Here is a 17,315-nt window from a genome sequence, read left to right as displayed (position 1 = left end):
ATGATGGCTGAAGCACTAAAAAATATTTATAATGAAGCTTTTATTGAGACGTTGATTTATGCAATAGATCAGGAATACACTTTATTTGATTCCGAACAATTCCGCACTCGTTTTTTTGAAGAAGGCTGGGAGAATTTAGCGTTAAAGCAGCGGATGAGAAAGATTACAGTGTGTTTAAAAAAATCACTTCCTGAGGATTATCAGGATGCTCTTCAGATTTTATATAAAATTGCACCGCAATTTAATGGTCTTGGCGGCATCATTTTCCCCGATTACGTTGAGCAATATGGTTTGCATGAATGGGACGAATCAATGCATGCGTTAGCTTACTTTACAGAATTCTCAACTTCAGAATTTGCAGTCCGTCCTTTTTTAATTAAAGATGGAAAGCGTATGCTTGAACAAATGCTGAAGTGGTCCACCCATTCAAATGAGCATGTAAGAAGGCTGGCGAGCGAGGGGAGCAGACCAAGACTGCCTTGGGGAGCAGCGGTTTCTTCATTAAAAGAAGACCCCCGGCAAACATTGCCGATTTTAGAAAACCTGAAAAATGATCATTCTTTATATGTTCGCAAGAGTGTTGCCAATCATCTAAATGATATTTCCTACACACACTCTGAATTTGTTTTAAGCATTGCGAATGAATGGATCGGAAAGAACAAATATACGGATTGGATAATCAAACATGCCTGCCGTTCATTACTTAAAAAAGGAAACAGAGAAGCACTTGCGTTATTTGGATATGGAAATGACAGCCCAATAAAAATTGAGCACCTGACCCTTCATCCCGATACTATCCAGATTGGAGACAGTATTCAGTTTACATTTCATATTTCAGCAGAAAGCACAATTTCAGTCAGGGTGGAATATGCAATAGATTATGTGAAATCACGGGGACAGCGAAACCGAAAGATATTTATGCTGAAAACACGCAATATGAAGCAGGGAGAAGAAAACATCATCACAAAAACTCACGCTTTTAAAGATTTAACAACAAGAAAACATTATAAAGGAATACACACTTTATCCATCGTTATTAACGGTGCAGTAAAAGCAGAGACAGATTTTATTATCCAATAACAGACTGCTGGTACTATGAAAAAAAGTCCTCGGTGGAGGACTTTTTTTCATTAGTCATCTTGTCTATCTTGATCATTCATATCTTCAGGGTCTTCAATTGGATCTTCTGGATCTTTCTCTGCATCCTCTTCGTCATCTTTGTTCATTGTGTCATCTTCATCTATACCTGGAGCATCTTCATTTTGTTCTTGTTCAGGAACTTCATCATTTTGCTCATCTTCTGGCGGAGCTGGATCTTGATCATCATTAGTAGCGCATCCAGCTAAAATTAAAGCAGAGAAACATACACTAAATAGTACAGATAACCATCTTTTATTCATTGTGTTACTCCTTCCATTAATTAGAATGTTAGTTAATTCTGTTTTATCTTTCCCGTAATGAAAAATAACATGAATTTTATTTACAATAATTTATAAAAATTGTTTGAAACGTTATTAAAAAGATTTAATACTGTGTTTAAAAGTTGTTAACATAATGTTCACGTTTACAAGTATCCAGGAGATCTGAATGGTGATAAACTAAAAGTAGAAAATTGGATGATTTTAGGGAGGAATCAGCATGTCTCATATTGGTGAACATTTAAAACATTACCGAGAGCTGAAAAACATGAGTCAGGAAGAACTTGCTTTTAAAGCGCGACTTGGACGACAAACCATCGAAAAGTATGAATCCGGTGAAAAAGTGCCTGATAACCAAACCATCTTAAAATTCTCTACGGTCCTTGATGTTCCTGCATCAGAACTAGTTGATAAAGGGCATTTTCAAAAGAAAAACAAAATAAATTAATCGTAATGTTCTAAAAGGCGTTTCCTATAAAAAAGGGAATGCCTTTTTTCACATATTCAGAACATCAGACCAGTTGCCATTCTGAAAAAATAACTGCTATTAGGAAAGCAGGAATAGATATGAAGCTTTTATGAGCATACGTATCTTGCTGAACCGTTTATTGAAATTTTCAATCAGATTGCAAATGAACAGGATCAGTGCTGCGGTTATAAGATTACCATGAAATCTAAAAAAGTAAGCCGATTCTTAAATACAGTTCTGGAAAAGAGGGAGCAGGAGATTGTGGAGGAAGTGGGGTACATTCGATTTGAATAAAAGAAGGTGTGATTGATTATCTTAGCAATAAAATTGCTTTTTTATATTACGGCCAAATAGACTAGATAAGAATGGAATAATCAGATAAATAATACTGAAAATAACTTGGGTATATAAGATTATCTTATAGTTCTTAGTTTCTTTAAAATAGGCGAATTTTACTGCACGGGATTCTTACATTACATAATATAACTGTACGGACAAAAACCTTGATGCATCAAGGTTTTTTCTTATTGTAAATAAATCATTCATTTATAAATGGAATGCTGTCTATGTTCCTTCATCCTGTTGTTCCAATGCTAACAGGATGGAATGGAAGAGCGGTATTCTTTCACATAATATAAAAAAAGATATTGGCAATGATAAATCAAGGAGGGTGATAGTATGTATTTCTTGTTAAATATACTGGGTGTACTAGTTGTAATTGGAATTGTTTATATTTGTTCACCTAATAAAAGGAATGTTAAATGGAAAGCTATTCTTACCTTGATCGTTGTTGAATTCATAATTACTTGGTTCATGTTATCGACTAAAATCGGGACATGGGTCATTAATCAAATTGCAGCTTTCTTTACCTGGCTGATTTCATGTGCAAATGAAGGGATATCTTTTGTTTTCCCATCTGCAATGGCAAATGAGCAGGTTGATTTCTTTTTCAGTGCATTAATGCCGATTATTTTCATTATTACGTTTTTTGACATTTTATCGTATTTCGGTATTCTGACCTGGATTATCGATAAAGTAGGCTGGCTCATCTCAAAAGTGTCCGGTTTGCCAAAACTTGAGAGTTTTTTTTCCATTCAGATGATGTTTCTTGGAAATACCGAAGCTCTTGCTGTTCTGCGTCTTCAACTTGGTGCTATAAAAACTCAGAGATTGCTGACATTTGGAATAATGGGCATGAGCAGTATAAGCGGATCCATTATAGGCGCTTATTTATCCATGGTTCCTGCAACATATGTGTTTGTTGCTATTCCATTAAACTGTTTAAACGCTCTGCTGATTGCTAACATGCTAAATCCTGTCGCTGTCAGCAGAGAGGAGGATGTAGTATATGTTCCTACTAAAGAGGAACGTAAAGATTTCTTTTCCACTATTTCAAACAGTATGCTTGTGGGGATCAGGATGGTCATTGTCATTACGGCTATGGTAATCGGTTATGTAGCATTGACGGCCAGCTTAAATGGTATATTAAGTTTCTTTATCAACGGTTTGACGATTCAAAAAATCTTCTCAGTTCTTTTTAGTCCATTTGCTTTCTTGCTTGGATTAACTGTGAGTGATGCGATGTATGTTGCTCAATTAATGGGAATCAAACTTGCTACAAATGAGTTTGTTGCCTTGCTCGATTTAAAAGATAAGGTTGGCGGCCTGGCTCCGCATACTGTTGCCGTTGCAGTGACGTTCCTCACCTCATTTGCCAACTTCAGTACAGTAGGGATGATTTATGGAACGTTTAATTCCATCCTTGATGAAGAAAAATCGCATATTATCGGAAGGAATGTCTGGAAGATGCTGCTTAGCGGAATGGCTGTATCCTTGTTAAGTGCTATGGTTGTTGGATTATTCGTTTGGTAAATAGGTTACTGATTTACAGGAATGAAAGGAGGAAATTAAGATCCAAGAGGGGAAACACCAATTCTTTTAAAATTGGAGAACGATTTGACCAATTGATGTTATTTTTCTCTGGGGAAACAATTTCTAAAAGGCGAGAAAATGAATTCAAAGGACGCCTTCTCCAAAGGAGTAGTACAGGCTTCCCGTAAATGCTAAATATCCCATTCAGTTAAAAACTCTAATGTTTTTATTATTACTACTAATTCAAATTCAAAAAGGTAAGTAAGGTTACTTTCATCTTTAACTAAAGGAGGGGGCGTTAATTAAGAAGGATTAACGTCCTTTTTTGTGCGGGATCGAGTGTGGGAACCTCTCAAACGCAGTGGGCATAAGCTGATAATAAATGTCGATTTGAGAGGATGTCTTGTACCATGTTTCCTTATCTCCAAGAAATTCATCAATTCCCCTATCCCGATTATAGGTTTATGCCCCGCGGTTATTATAACTCCCCTTATTCTGAACGATGGTGACTCTGGAGCAATGGTGCCCTCGAATCGGATGAAAGATACCGTTTACCCGCACAGCAACAGCTTACCTTCGTGCTTGTGCATGGCTCTTGGGCTGACGCTCACTTCTGGGACGGCGTAGCGGCGGTGCTGCGCAGTCAAGGGCATGTCGTCTATAGCCGGAATACGCAGGTCACGGCAAAGATCCGAACAAAGATGTCACGCATGCGATGATCACGAAGTCCGTCGTTGATTTTATAACGAAACTGAACCTACGCAACTTCGTTCTCGTCGGGCACAGCTTCGGCGGAACTGTCATCCAAAAGGTTGCAGAACAGGTACCGGATCGCATCAAGCGCCTCGTCTTCTGGGACGCGTTCGTACTGAAAGATGGCGAATCTGTTGCCGACGAGTTATCGCCCCAAACGAGACAAGGTTTCGAGCAACTCAGAGCCGGCTCGAAGGATGATACGATCATGCTTCCGTTTCCACTGTTTCGGGATTTGTTCGTCAATACGGCCACATTGGAGGAAGCCAGACAGATGTATGCAGGCGTCACTCCGGAACCGGCTAGACCGCTTTTCGAGAAGCTGGATCTTAAAGCGTTCTATGAGTTGGCAATACTGAAAAGTTATGTATATTTTGTTCAAGATAATGCATTGCCACAAGGAGAGGGCTTCGGCTGGAATCCGCATATGTCCACACGGCTCGGCCAGTTCCGCCTTATCGTCGGTGACGGGGACCACTTTACGGATACTCGCACAAGGCCGGACATGGTGGCACAGAAGTTTTACGAGGCTGGCCGGGACAGACGTGCTGTAAGAGCATTTTATTGTGTGGCCAGAGCAAGATCGATCCGTAATCCGCCAAGATTCGCGAATTGATCGAAAAGGAAACAAGAGGTGTTTAAAAAAGGCCATCCTTTGCAGGGTGCCCCTTTAAGTACTTCAATATAGAACGGAAGTAGTTGGAACAACTAGGCAGTGATTATACTCGTGATTAAGCTAACGGGGGCGATTGCTTAACAAAGTGTCGCCTCTTCTTATTAAGGTAAAGGGCAGCATTCCTGTAATGGAGAAAAATGAGGTTTGAACAAAAAAATAACCTCTTGGTATGATATGAGTGTCCTGAAGCTGGCCAGCGAAAAGGACAAATCATATATACCAGGAGGCCTTCAATATGAATTATAACCAAAATGAAAAGATTGCTCAAATTACTTCTTGAACACTGATTATAGGTGTAGATATTGCGAAGTACAAGCATGTAGCTCGTGCTCAGGACTTTAGAGGCCTAGAGTTTGGTGCACCTTGTCACTTTGAAAATACCAAATCACATTTTGATCTTTTTTTAGGCTGGATAAAACATTTGATGGAACAACAAGGCATGGATAAGATGATTATTGGAATGGAGCCGACAGGTCATTATTGGCTCAACCTCGCTCATTTTCTAAAAGAAGAGGAGATTAAGTTTGTCGTGGTAAATCCTATGCATGTGAAGAAGACTAAAGAATTAGATGATAATTCTCCAACCAAAAATGATGTGAAGGACGCAAAAGTCATTGCACAGCTAGTTAAAGATGGAAGATATGCCGAACCTAATATTCCACAAGGAGTTCCTAGATTATGTAATTGATGAAAGAATGAATGTTGTAGCTTGGAATGAGGCTTTTTGTGCCGTATATGGTAATTATCAGTATTGAATGAGCGTGAAAGAAACTTAGTATGGATTACCTTTACTTCTCCTTATTTTCACCAAATTAAAGGTGAGCATTGGGAAAGAGCAGCATTGAATTGTTTGGCACAATTTCGTTCAGGGTACGGTCGCCACTTCGAGGATTCCTGGTGGTCTGAACAAATTGTTGAGTTCAGCAACTTTAGTAATGAATTCAAGGAAATGTGGAAGTGACAAGAAGGGTAAGTCCAGTAACCAGTTGTTTGAAAAGTCCCGCTTATTTTGAGTAATAAAAATATATTATTGACCAAATAACCAACGTGTAAACTAGTTTAGTGTTGACAAACCATTTTTTATTTCTTTCTCAGTAAAGGGTTTTTTTGACATTTAATTTTTCTCCGATTCTCCCATTTTTGTTCATTAAACATAAAAGAACCCTATAGGGCAGACCTTTTATTAGTGTCTACTCTATAGGGTACAATTTACATTGGGCGTTGCCTTTTTATGTTTCTTGTAACGGATTAACAAAGCTGATTTAATATAATATATATATTACCAAATAACTTGAAGAGATAGCCAATTACTACAATAACTGCTTAGATATCCTGATAAATAGTTAAAAGTAAATTCACTCAGTAATAATAGGAAGTTTATCACTTATGAAAACTTTGCGTGTGTAATAATTAATTTACCCCTAATACTTGCTTAATAGACTCAATTGTTTTTCCGTTGTATTCCTTTACAGCGGTAGGAGTATCTAATATATAATCGTTTTCTTTTAAATAATTAGCCTCAAGTAACTTGAAGTCCTTTGCATCAACCGTTTTATCAAAGTTCATATCAGCATTACGGTTATTCGTTCCCCAATATTGTTCGAGCAGAATCACGTCATGAATGTCGACCACATTATCTTTATTAATATCCCCTGCTTTTTCTAATACTGTTGGGTAGGAAATACTCTCGCCAATATAAATATCCCCTGCTTTTCGACCAATTTCCATAGGTGTGTAAGTAGTAAAATGACCAGGAATATCAATGATGACCGTATATACCTGTTCAGTAATTGGCAGTTTATTAAACACAATGTTTCCAAATTGTTCAATTACCCCATTGTATAATTGACCTTTGGAATCTTGCACTTTAGCTTGTGCACCAATGGTTGTGTAGTCGATGGCAAAATTAAAGCTGCCGTTTGCATTTAATAATCCTTGAGCATTGACTTTCCCTGTAGCTGTTGAATAGGCTGAATAGCTTGGTAATAAACCGATTTCGGTATTCAGGTTTACCGTTTTTCCACTTAGATCTTTATACGAAGATGAATTGACAAAAAAGAAAATACTACTAACATTTACATATTCATTGGCGTTTGTATCTACTACCATATCAAATAATGGCATTTCACCCGATAAACCATCACCAGGTGCTTTGATATTAATCGTATTCGTTTTGCTCGTGGTCCCCGTTGCCGTAGCTGTAAATTGTGTTTCGCTAGATAACGCCTGATTTTTATTTAATACTACGTTATTAAAATATCTTGATGTATAATCAAACTTTATGGTTAAATCTTTTGCATTTTGCAAACCATGAGCATAGAAGGTATAGGTTAATTGATCACCCATTTTAAAGGACTCTTTATTTGGTTTAGCGTAAATATATTGTGTCCCTGGTTTCACATAATAAATGACTTTAGCACTTGTTGTGTTACCAGCTTTATCTGCACCGACAAATTGTAGCTTATTTACGGCATTAAAACCAGGATCGACTGAAATTTCTTTAGTAAACTTGCCATTAACATCGACAGGAATATTCCATGCCGGAGAGTTTGGTCCGTACCAAACGTTATTTTTTGTTTGATTAACATTAATTCCGTTTTCTTCCATTTCATAAGCTTCCTTATCGATTACGCTTCCTGATAATGTAACTGTTTTTTGTCCAGCCGCCAATTCCACAAATGGAAGTTCACCTTTAGGCACTGCATTTGTATCATCTAATTTGAAGGTTGGAATACTATCATCAATATACACTTGATCTGTCTTTGTATACTGCTTTCCATCCAGATTTGTACCAATTACTTTCATTTTATATAATCCATCCGCTGCTAATACAGAAGTATATCCAATTGGTTTTTTCGCATTTCCTGTGAAAGGAAAATATCTTCCGGCAAAACCACTTTGAATGTAATAATCAATATCAATTCCCGCGCCAGATACATCAAAGGTTCTGATTAAACCTAAATCTTTATTTGTTTTAGAATCTACTAAAATAAAATCCAATGTTTTCATCGGTGAATTTAGTCTGAAATCTAAATCCGTACTTTTAACACTATAAGGACTTTGCTGACGATTAGGTGCGATACTTGGTGAAAAGACTCTGAAATATTCCAAACCTTCTTCCACTAGACGGAAACCAAATGGAATTTGATATTGATGTTCTGGATCCTTTTCATCCACCACTTGAATATATCCTTCATACGTGCCTTTTTTAGCTGTTGTTGGAATAAACAATGAGGCAGGTATGCTTTCCTGACTATTCTTTTTAATTTTAACATTCTTAGGCAATACTAAGGTCACACCGTTTTCCTTGGGATCTAAGGATCCACGAACTCCAACATTATACTCAACCGAAATGTTATACTTCTCCATTTTATCACTATGGTTCATGATTAATAGATTCGTTGTTTTTGTGATATCATTCGCATCAATTGGGATAAAACCGTAGCTAAGGCCACCTGTTTGTTCATTCATCATTTCTTTTACATTATTTTTAATATATGGCGTTTCGTCTTGAACGGCTAGTTCTGTAGTAGAATATATCGCTTCATAAGGGTCTACTCTTCCTGCCCCTACTTCAAACACACTATATTGACCTCTTAAAGGATCAGCTGTATTCATTAAGACTGTTTTCACATCTGCAGGTGAATATTTAGGATGTGCTTGTAACAGCAACGCCGCAATTCCAGCAACATGAGGAGTGGCCATGGATGTACCTGACATCCTCGTGTATGCAGAGGAATAAGTAAAATTAATTTTGTCGTTAATATAAGAAGGTACGGTTGATAAGACCGATACACCTGGTGCCGTCACTTCCGGTTTAATATCATATAATGTACCAGATGGCCCTCTAGAGCTAAAGCTAGCTAATTCATCACCAGGAATTTCACTCTGTCCAAGGGTCCCAAATGTAACACTAGGCGTACCATTAGTGAATAAATCATTGACGGCCAAACCGTCTTTATTTGTCATAGAGAATACTGGAATATTATCGTTGCTTTCTCCCAGATAAAAAGGAATTTGTCCTTCTGTTGCAATGTTGTTGTATATGATGACACCTGCTGCCCCGTTTTGCTTTGCATATTTCATTTTATCAATCAGAGCATTAGTTCCACGTGCGACTAAAGCAATTTTATTTTGAACATTTTTTCCTGTATAATCGGTTGCTCCACCTTCGCCTACATTGACAACATCGAATGTTTTACCAGAAAGGTTCGAGAAATCATCCGTCCAGGTTCTGGTCATCAATTGTAAGGTACTCTCTGTTTCTTTGCCATTTGCTACAAATTCACTCGCAAATGTCGTGACTTTGGTAGAAACAGAACTTGCCCCTATGGTTAATGCAAGTGCTGCTGCACCAGGAGAACCTAGGGTGTACATACCATTATCTCCAGAGTTACCTGCTGCTACTACAGCTGTCACACCGCTTAATACAGCATTATCGATTGCTAAGCTAGTGGCTTCTAATGGATTGTTTAAAGAAGAACCCAACGAAAGATTGATCACATTCATTCCATCTGCCACCGATTTATCTATTCCGGCAATAACGGCAGTATTTGAACCTGAACCATATGGGCCCAACACACGATAAACGTATAAATCAGATTCAGGTGCAACTCCAATTACTTTATAATTTGAATCGTTTTTAGCTCGGCCGGCAATTGTACCTGACACATGAGTGCCGTGAGAAGTGTAATACGGATTTCCGTTAAAAAATTCAGAATTTCTAGTTGCTTTCCACTGGGCATATGTAGTTTCCATTGGGTCTTTATCATTATCAACAAAATCATATCCACCTTTGTAAGCATCCTTTAAATCAGGATGATTGTAATCAATACCTGTGTCGATTACACCAATCTTAATATTTTTTCCGGTATAGCCTTCCTTGTGTAATTGATCAATCTTTAAAAATGGAATACTATCAACTTTGGTCTGCTCTTTCTCTTCCACAATTGGTGCTGGTGGTTTTATTTGTATTTTTCTCTCACTAAAAACAGCTTTGACCTCATCCATTTCCAGCAATTTCTTAATTTGATTAGCCGGAAGTGTTAACGTTACACCGTTAAATGCATTCTGATAAGTAAATTTAATTTCAAAATTATCTTTATTAGATTTCACTTTTTTTCCTACTTTTTCTTGTAAATCCTTTTTAAAAAGTGAATGTGACTTTTCAACCTTTTCTTTGGCCTTCTCTAACGAAATGGTTTCCCCTTTAGAAGCTTCTACTAGTTGAACTACCTTTGCTGGAAGTTCTTTGAATTCAACAATAACCGTTACATCTTCCTCACTCGTTAAGTCCACATCATCTGATAATTGCAGTCCAGTCTTTATTTCTGTGGAATTTAAGTTTTGCAATGCAGCCCTTTGTTCATCGGTTAAAGATTGCATAATTTTCTCTGCTATATTTTCACTCGTTATAGCATACGTCGGCTTTTGGGTAATCATCGAAGAACCCAATATACTACTGCTGGCTAATATAAGCACAGTTGCAGCTTGAAAAATCTTTCTCTTTATTCTCTTCATCTTTTACAACCCCCTTTTGTGGAATATTCATAAAATTAACTCAATTAATATAATAGCTTAAAATTTTCATGAAGGGTATTGGGGGAATTGTAGGAAATTACAGGTGTATTTTTATCTCACGAAATAAAAAGGGAACTTCCTGGTTAGCAGGTGTTCCCTTTTTTTATATATCAAACATTTAGTAATAGTATTTACCCAAGAAAGATTGTGAAATACTGTACTTAAACTAACGGGTGCAAGAGTTTAAGTAACAGGGGTTGCTGCGGCAACCTCTTTTTTATTGAACTAACGAAGCAGAATAGGTCAATAAAAATTGATAGAAGGAAAAAACATTAAGATGCATAGATAGTAATAAATGTATACAAAGAGAATAGAATTACCTTGAAACTAATGAAAATTATACAGTATCAGCCATAGTCTTCTCCTCAGGTGGATGCCAAACCTCAGATAAGCAAACAAAAACAGAAACAACACAAATAACAAAAGATGTGCGAGAAATTGCTTGGAATTCACATACGGATTTTAGTTATTCAAGTTTGTCCGGCATATGCTTTGATAACCAAATGTTTATTGGCACTATCTTTAATTGTACTGGGTTAGCAGGAACCTCTTTTAAAAATTCCACTTTTAGAAAAATTTCCATTAAGTATACCGATTTTTCAAAAGCTATTCTTGATGGTGCCAAAATGGAAATAGACTTATTCCGTTTTAAAGGGGTTTAAAGTAGACTTGACCAACGTAACAGTCATTTAAAGGGGAATATGAAGTTACAGTGGGAGGATTGAAGTTATGAAAAATATGTCAAAAAAATTAATTTATGTTGAGGAATACGTACCAATCAATGGGATAAATCAATATCTGTTTCATTCTGGTACAAATCTTGAAAACCCAGTAATGTTATTTTTGCACGGAGGACCCGGCAGTGCTGGATCCATTTTTGCACACGCCTTTCAAAAAAAATGGGAAGATATTTTTACAGTGATTCATTGGGACCAACGTGGAACTGGAAAAACTCTTACTATGAATCCAGATAAATATCCGACAATTGATTTGCTTTTAAAGGATTTGTTTGAAATTATTCAATATCTAAAGAAAAAATATAATAGAAATAAAATAATTTTACTTGGTCATTCTTGGGGAAGTGTTTTAGGTAGTATCTTTATCAAGCGATATCCAGAAGATGCAGATTATTATATTGGGGTAGGACAAATTATAAATATGCTCGAAAATGAGCGTGTTGGCTATGAAAAAGTTAAGGAATTAATTTTATAATCAAACGATAAGAAATCTCTAAAACAGTTAGAGGCAATAGGTGAATATCCAGGAGAAAAACTTGATAATGAATGGCAAAAAAAATGTTTAAAATTACGTAAACTTCAAGGTAAATATAATTTTACTTTGAAGATGAATTTTTCTACATTTAAAATGATATTTTCGAGTCCTGTTTTTAAATTATCAGATATTTCTGCGATGATAAAAGGGGCTAAAGCTAACAGAGAATTAGTTGATTTTTTAGGAAGTTTTGATATAAATTCGGAGCCATCAGAATATAAAATACCTATATATTATATTTTAGGCAGTAATGACTGGCAGATTCCCTATGTTATTGCAGAAGAACACTTTAACAGAATCAATGCTCCGCATAAAAAGTTATATTTAATACCTAATGCTGGACATATGACAATGGTTGATCAACATGACTTGTTTTTTAATACACTATTACAAATTAAAAATATTCAGTGTAATGGGTAGAAAAAGGTATTTTTAATACGGAGGTAATTCTTCAAGCTGAAGGTTGCCTTTTTCTATTTTAACAAAAGATTGTGAAATATTACACTTAAACTAAAGGGTGCTTATCATAAGGTTAAAGCAATGATCTTCTACAACCGGGCGCATTCTTGAGCAAGAAATGCGCGTTTCTTAATGAATTGGGCCATTTAAAAGAGCAAGGCTTATTGAATAAATTCGAAGATTGTTTTTAATTGGGATATATTTAACAATTATTATAATTGCTCTGAATAGGATGAAAGTGGTGGATTTTACATGCATTTTATTATATCTGATTAATTTGAATTATTTACGAATTCAAAAATAAATAGTATTATCATTTTATAAAATGATAATCGTTATGGAGTGTAATACAATGACAAAAAAAGCTGATTTACTTCTTCATCCTATTCGAATACGAATTATCCAACAATTGTTGCTAGGCAAACCACTAACAATTGCAGAGCTATTAGATGCGCTTGGGGATGTTCCTCAGGCAACTTTATATCGCCATATCAATCTTTTAATGGAGGGAAATTTTATTGAGGTCATAGATACGAAAAAAGTTAAAGGAACGGAAGAACGAGTGTTTTCGGTCAAGAAAGAGAATTTACAGGTTCCTGAAAATGAAATCGAATCGACTTCACAGGAAGACCATATCCGGCATTTTTCAGTATTTCATGGTAATTTGCTTCAGTTAGCAACAACTTATCTGACGGAGACTTCCCCAAAACAATATCAAGAAGATGGTTTCGCTTATTGGTATACACCTATTCATCTAACGGATGAAGAATTTCAGGAACTCATCCAGTCTATTAATGAGTCTATTGAAAAAGCGATCAATAACAAACCGACATCTGAAAGAACCACTCGGATTTTTGCAGGCATGTTTATTCCTCAAAAATCAAAAGAATAGTCAGGAGGAATCGCATATGCATTTTGGTTATGAAATTGGGATAGAAGAACTTTGGAATTGGCTGCCGCTTCTTCTTCCCTTCCTAATCTTACAATTAATATTATTTTCTGTGGCATTATGGGACTTATTAAAAAGGGACTTTAGCAATGAAAACAAATGGATTTGGATTGCAATCATTCTTTTAGTCAATATTTTCGGTCCGATTTTGTACTTTACCATAGGGAGGAGAGGACGGTAATATGAGCATAATTCAAGTGAGCCATCTTCAAAAAAATTACGGGGATATTGAGGTTATAAAAGACATTGACTTTCAAATCGAATATGGCGAATGTGTCGCTCTTCTTGGTCCAAACGGAGCTGGTAAAACCACTATTATCAAAATGCTTTTAGATATAACAAAACCTACCGGTGGTCAAATTCTATTTCAAGGAGAACGCCATGCCAAAATGCTTGAGTTTATTGGATACCTGCCCCAACACCCCACTTTCTATTCGTGGATGACAGGAAAGGATTTGCTCGAATTCATGGGTGGGCTTTCAGGTATGGATAAGGAAAGTTTAAAACAAAGAATACACGAATTAATGGACTTAGTGGGGCTGAGTGAGGAGAAGGATAGACGGATAGAAACCTATTCAGGAGGGATGAAGCAGAGGTTGGGCATTGCCCAGGCGCTTATCCATCAACCCAAGTTACTAATTATGGATGAACCGGTTTCAGCACTTGATCCGCTAGGACGAAGAGACATGTTGGAATTACTTAAAGTGATCAAACAAAAATCGACTATTCTTTTTTCCACTCATATCCTGCATGATGCAGAAGAGCTTTGCGATAAGATACTTATTTTAAACCAAGGTAAATTGCTTGTTAACGGCTCCATTAATCAAGTGATAAACCAGAATCAACAACCTGTTTTTATTATTCAAGCCCCTCGAGTTAACGAGTGGGCTTCTCAACTGGCAAATGAAGATATCGTTGAATCCATTGAACAAACAGGTAGTTTCGCAAAATTTCGCGTTAAAAACATTGAACAAGGGAGAATCTGGCTATTAGACAATATTAATCGTTTGCAACTGCCGATTCAAAAATTCGAACTAGTGCAAGAAAGTCTTGAAGAAATCTTTTTAAGGATGGTGAAGTAACCATGAACCATCTTTTTGTTCTATTAAAGAAAGAGTGGCTTGAAGCTAGAAGAAGTTACAAACTACTTTGGTTTCCTGTGGTATTTATGTTTTTGGGAATCATTCAACCTCTTTCGTGCTATTATTTACCTCAAATTTTGCATATGGCTGGTGGATTGCCTGAAGGTATGGATATTACATTACCCCAGTTTACCGCAGAAGATGTTTTGACTTCGACCTTAACCAATCAATTTGACCAATTAGGCTTAATAGTCATCGTAATTGGTATGATGGATATTGTTGTAGCAGATAAAAAAAACGGAATGCTGACGTTTATTTTGACACGCAACACAACACTAGGCGAGTATTTGCTGAGCAAGTGGATTGGGCAGGCTGCTATTGTTGCAGGGTCAGTGACGACAGGATTTCTGATGGCCGTATTTTATACCTCCTATTTGTATCACTTTGTTCCATTAGCTAGAGTTGTAGCAGGGCTTGGTGTTTATTACATTTGGTGCCTGTTTATATTGACGGTAGCACTAATGATGGGTGCTTTACTTTCTAGATCTTCGGCAGTTGCTGTGATATCGATTTTTGTTCTGATCCTTTTGAAAGTCGTAACCGTATTTGGTTCGGTATTTCAAATTTTAAATCCCTCATATTTGACGAATCATGCTGTCAACATCATAATAACCGGCAATGCTTTACCTCATTTTTTCACAACAGTGGCTGTAAAGTTACTGCTCATATTATTTATCCTGTTTTTATCAAAATATTATTTATACCGAAAAGAGTTGCCTTCTATGTGACTAATTTTATATCAATAATATGATGGAGCATACGTATAAGAGAGATTAAAAGAAACGATTTCTGACATTATAAAGGAGGTGATAAAAGGTGAGTGTTCAAATTGAATTTGGTGATACTGCTTTAATATTGAATATTTCAGGTCAGACAATGGTTACTACTTTAAGAAAAAAGATAGAAATTCCTTACAATTCGGTCGAAGAAGTACAGGTTGGAAATTTCAAGTTTCCTTTGACAGCTATAAAAAGAACAGGCATTACTACAATCGGCTATAAAGCTGGGATTTTCATTATTGATAAAAAGAAATATTTCTTATCCTATCATGACGCAAATAAAGTAGCTATTCTTGGTTTGAAAAGATTTGAATTTGACAAAATAGTGATTGAAAACGAGGATCCTGAACAACTAGAAAAAAATATCTTGATGCGTTGCTCTCACATAAATAATTAAACGCCTTAATTATATAGGCTCCATCTTCAGAGTCTTATCGTATTCCAATTGTGGCAAATTGTTTAAGTTAGACTTTGAAGATGATGCTAATTCTGTTTGGAATTACTGTAACAGCAATAATGTTCCAGAATATATCACTGCCAGCGGAAGAAATGTAATAGTATATTCAATTTAGTTAATTCTCGAATTATTAACATCATATTCTTTAAATTCTATATTACTTATAGAGTCTAATGCCCTTGCTATCATTCCAATTTCACGAAGAATTTCCTTCATTTAAAGGTGCGCTTTAGTTGAGTAAGGTCCCAAGTCTACTGACCTGTGAAACTTGGATTAAGAAAAAACTCGCCAATTTTACGGCGAGTTTTTTGTGTTTATTGCTATAGCTTAAGTCAGTCTGAGCGTCAATTAGGATTTCAAATTGAGAAAAGTACCTCAAAACGGAACATTTTTGTTTTATGCGTGCTGCCCTTTTATTTTTATCCGTTGGGGAGCGGAAAAAAAGCTGTGCAGAAGCATTCCAAGCATGATAAGGAAAATACCAATCAGCGTCAATCCGTCCGGCAGCGGTGCTTGGAGCAGAAGCACTTCACCAAAAAGAACAAACAGGACTTGAGTGGATTGTGTGGCTTCAACTGAAGCTAATTTTTCCTCATCATTTCTTACGCGATCTGTCGCAATAAAAAATAATGTTGTAGCAATGACACCCGAGGAAACGGCAACGATAAACGACTGGGTGGTTTGTTCAGCAGATGGGGGACCAACTTTAATTAACCCATAAACTGCAAGAATAAACCAAAAAGGGAGGCTTGCAAGGGTCATACCTAGCACCCGCTGAAATGTATCGAGTCTGCCTCCGCAGACTTCCATCATTTTACGGTTCCCTAAAGGGTAAGCAAAAGCCGCGATGACGACTGGGAGGATCCCTGCAAGCAGCTGATTAAAATTGATATCCGTCCCATTTCTTACTTGAATCAAGACGACACCTGCTAAAATAATCATCGAAAAGCAGAGAGCCTGAAACGGAATCCTCTTTCGCGTTTTAATAGAATGACTATTCTCATAGAAAAAGGGTGCCAATAGGATTCCGGCTACGATCGTCAGCTGCCAGGTGCCAGCAACAAGCCAGCCCGGACCATATGCAGCAGCGTATGTAATAGGTCCGTAAAACAAGACAAATCCTGAAAAGCTCCAAATAAGCCATTGAAACGGACTTGCTTTCATTTCTGCAAGAAGCTGTTTCATGTTTTTGCGGAAAATCACGATCATCAGTAAAAATGGAACCATAAAAAAGAATCTGAGAGAGGAGCTCCATAACCAGCTTCCCCCTGAAAGTTCCATTGACCGGTTTAAGATAAAAGTGACTGCAAAAAACATGGAAGCAATAATACCGATCAAGATTTCTCTCATAAATAATCCTCCCTTAGACAGCATGTGTGCAATATATTGTACATGTGGTACTGTTTATTATACGTAATTTTTATAAAATTGAAATAAATAATTGGATACATTTATTAAATATGATAAGATGGCTTAAATTTTAATAAAG

The 17,315-nt window shown here is 36.5% G+C and carries 15 protein-coding genes and 5 pseudogenes; 14 read left to right on the top strand and 6 right to left on the bottom strand.

The window, feature by feature from the left end:
• Positions 1–3: 3 nt before the first annotated feature.
• On the top strand, positions 4–1,080 hold the full coding sequence (locus LIT25_14860; protein USK31922.1) for a DNA alkylation repair protein: 1,077 nt from the start codon (positions 4–6) through the stop codon (positions 1,078–1,080).
• Between the two features lie 50 nt (positions 1,081–1,130).
• On the opposite strand, the gene LIT25_14855 is transcribed toward LIT25_14860, so the two are convergent.
• Complete coding sequence (locus LIT25_14855) at positions 1,131–1,400, bottom strand: hypothetical protein (protein USK31921.1); 270 nt, start codon at positions 1,398–1,400, stop codon at positions 1,131–1,133.
• A 238-nt stretch (positions 1,401–1,638) separates the two neighbouring features.
• On the opposite strand from LIT25_14855, the gene LIT25_14850 reads away from it, so the two are divergent.
• The 5 genes and pseudogenes from LIT25_14850 to LIT25_14830 all read left to right on the top strand — a co-directional run bounded on the left by LIT25_14850 (position 1,639) and on the right by LIT25_14830 (position 6,149).
• Entirely contained in the window at positions 1,639–1,866 is a 228-nt protein-coding gene (locus LIT25_14850; protein ID USK31920.1) for a helix-turn-helix transcriptional regulator, read from the top strand.
• Between the two features lie 699 nt (positions 1,867–2,565).
• Positions 2,566–3,759: a NupC/NupG family nucleoside CNT transporter gene (locus tag LIT25_14845; GenBank protein ID USK31919.1), complete on the top strand. Its 1,194-nt coding sequence runs from the start codon at positions 2,566–2,568 to the stop codon at positions 3,757–3,759.
• 578 nt (positions 3,760–4,337) lie between these two features.
• Positions 4,338–5,053: pseudogene (locus LIT25_14840) on the top strand (alpha/beta hydrolase).
• A 418-nt stretch (positions 5,054–5,471) separates the two neighbouring features.
• A pseudogene (locus LIT25_14835) lies at positions 5,472–5,858 on the top strand (IS110 family transposase).
• Positions 5,859–5,939: 81 nt separating this feature from the next.
• On the top strand, positions 5,940–6,149 hold the full coding sequence (locus tag LIT25_14830; GenBank protein ID USK31918.1) for a hypothetical protein: 210 nt from the start codon (positions 5,940–5,942) through the stop codon (positions 6,147–6,149).
• 449 nt (positions 6,150–6,598) lie between these two features.
• On the opposite strand, the gene LIT25_14825 is transcribed toward LIT25_14830, so the two are convergent.
• The 3 genes and pseudogenes from LIT25_14825 to LIT25_14815 form a co-directional block, all read right to left on the bottom strand.
• The gene (locus tag LIT25_14825) at positions 6,599–6,916 is read right to left on the bottom strand and encodes a dockerin type I domain-containing protein (GenBank protein ID USK36291.1); all 318 of its coding nucleotides are present in this window, start codon (positions 6,914–6,916) and stop codon (positions 6,599–6,601) included.
• 1,887 nt (positions 6,917–8,803) lie between these two features.
• Positions 8,804–10,135: pseudogene (locus LIT25_14820) on the bottom strand (S8 family serine peptidase).
• Between the two features lie 18 nt (positions 10,136–10,153).
• A pseudogene (locus LIT25_14815) lies at positions 10,154–10,573 on the bottom strand (protease inhibitor I9 family protein).
• A gap of 698 nt (positions 10,574–11,271) precedes the next feature.
• On the opposite strand from LIT25_14815, the gene LIT25_14810 reads away from it, so the two are divergent.
• The 8 genes from LIT25_14810 (at position 11,272) to LIT25_14775 (ending at position 15,766) form a co-directional block, all read left to right on the top strand.
• The gene (locus tag LIT25_14810; GenBank protein ID USK36290.1) at positions 11,272–11,430 is read left to right on the top strand and encodes a pentapeptide repeat-containing protein; all 159 of its coding nucleotides are present in this window, start codon (positions 11,272–11,274) and stop codon (positions 11,428–11,430) included.
• Positions 11,431–11,497: 67 nt separating this feature from the next.
• Positions 11,498–11,980, top strand: a complete 483-nt coding sequence (locus LIT25_14805) for an alpha/beta fold hydrolase (GenBank protein USK31917.1) — start codon at positions 11,498–11,500, stop codon at positions 11,978–11,980.
• Between the two features lie 132 nt (positions 11,981–12,112).
• The gene (locus tag LIT25_14800; protein ID USK31916.1) at positions 12,113–12,460 is read left to right on the top strand and encodes an alpha/beta hydrolase; all 348 of its coding nucleotides are present in this window, start codon (positions 12,113–12,115) and stop codon (positions 12,458–12,460) included.
• A gap of 391 nt (positions 12,461–12,851) precedes the next feature.
• Positions 12,852–13,391: a helix-turn-helix domain-containing protein gene (locus tag LIT25_14795; GenBank protein USK31915.1), complete on the top strand. Its 540-nt coding sequence runs from the start codon at positions 12,852–12,854 to the stop codon at positions 13,389–13,391.
• A gap of 16 nt (positions 13,392–13,407) precedes the next feature.
• Positions 13,408–13,629: a PLD nuclease N-terminal domain-containing protein gene (locus tag LIT25_14790; protein USK31914.1), complete on the top strand. Its 222-nt coding sequence runs from the start codon at positions 13,408–13,410 to the stop codon at positions 13,627–13,629.
• A 1-nt stretch (position 13,630) separates the two neighbouring features.
• The gene (locus tag LIT25_14785) at positions 13,631–14,530 is read left to right on the top strand and encodes an ABC transporter ATP-binding protein (GenBank protein ID USK31913.1); all 900 of its coding nucleotides are present in this window, start codon (positions 13,631–13,633) and stop codon (positions 14,528–14,530) included.
• Between the two features lie 2 nt (positions 14,531–14,532).
• Positions 14,533–15,318 (top strand): ABC transporter permease, encoded by a 786-nt coding sequence (locus LIT25_14780; protein ID USK31912.1) that lies wholly within the window; start codon positions 14,533–14,535, stop codon positions 15,316–15,318.
• 88 nt (positions 15,319–15,406) lie between these two features.
• Entirely contained in the window at positions 15,407–15,766 is a 360-nt protein-coding gene (locus LIT25_14775) for a PH domain-containing protein (protein ID USK31911.1), read from the top strand.
• 201 nt (positions 15,767–15,967) lie between these two features.
• On the opposite strand, the pseudogene LIT25_14770 reads toward LIT25_14775, so the two are convergent.
• Together LIT25_14770 and LIT25_14765 are read right to left on the bottom strand one after the other, a co-directional pair.
• Positions 15,968–16,042: pseudogene (locus tag LIT25_14770) on the bottom strand (MarR family transcriptional regulator).
• A 180-nt stretch (positions 16,043–16,222) separates the two neighbouring features.
• A complete protein-coding gene (locus LIT25_14765) occupies positions 16,223–17,176 on the bottom strand; it encodes a multidrug resistance efflux transporter family protein (protein USK31910.1) in 954 nt (317 codons plus the stop codon).
• Between the last annotated feature and the right edge of the window lie 139 nt (positions 17,177–17,315).

This window comes from Bacillus sp. F19, from assembly GCA_023823795.1.
Lineage (GTDB): Bacteria > Bacillota > Bacilli > Bacillales > Bacillaceae > Bacillus_P.
Note: the sequence above shows the minus strand (reverse complement) of the source record. Positions and strands in the feature narration are given on the sequence as shown.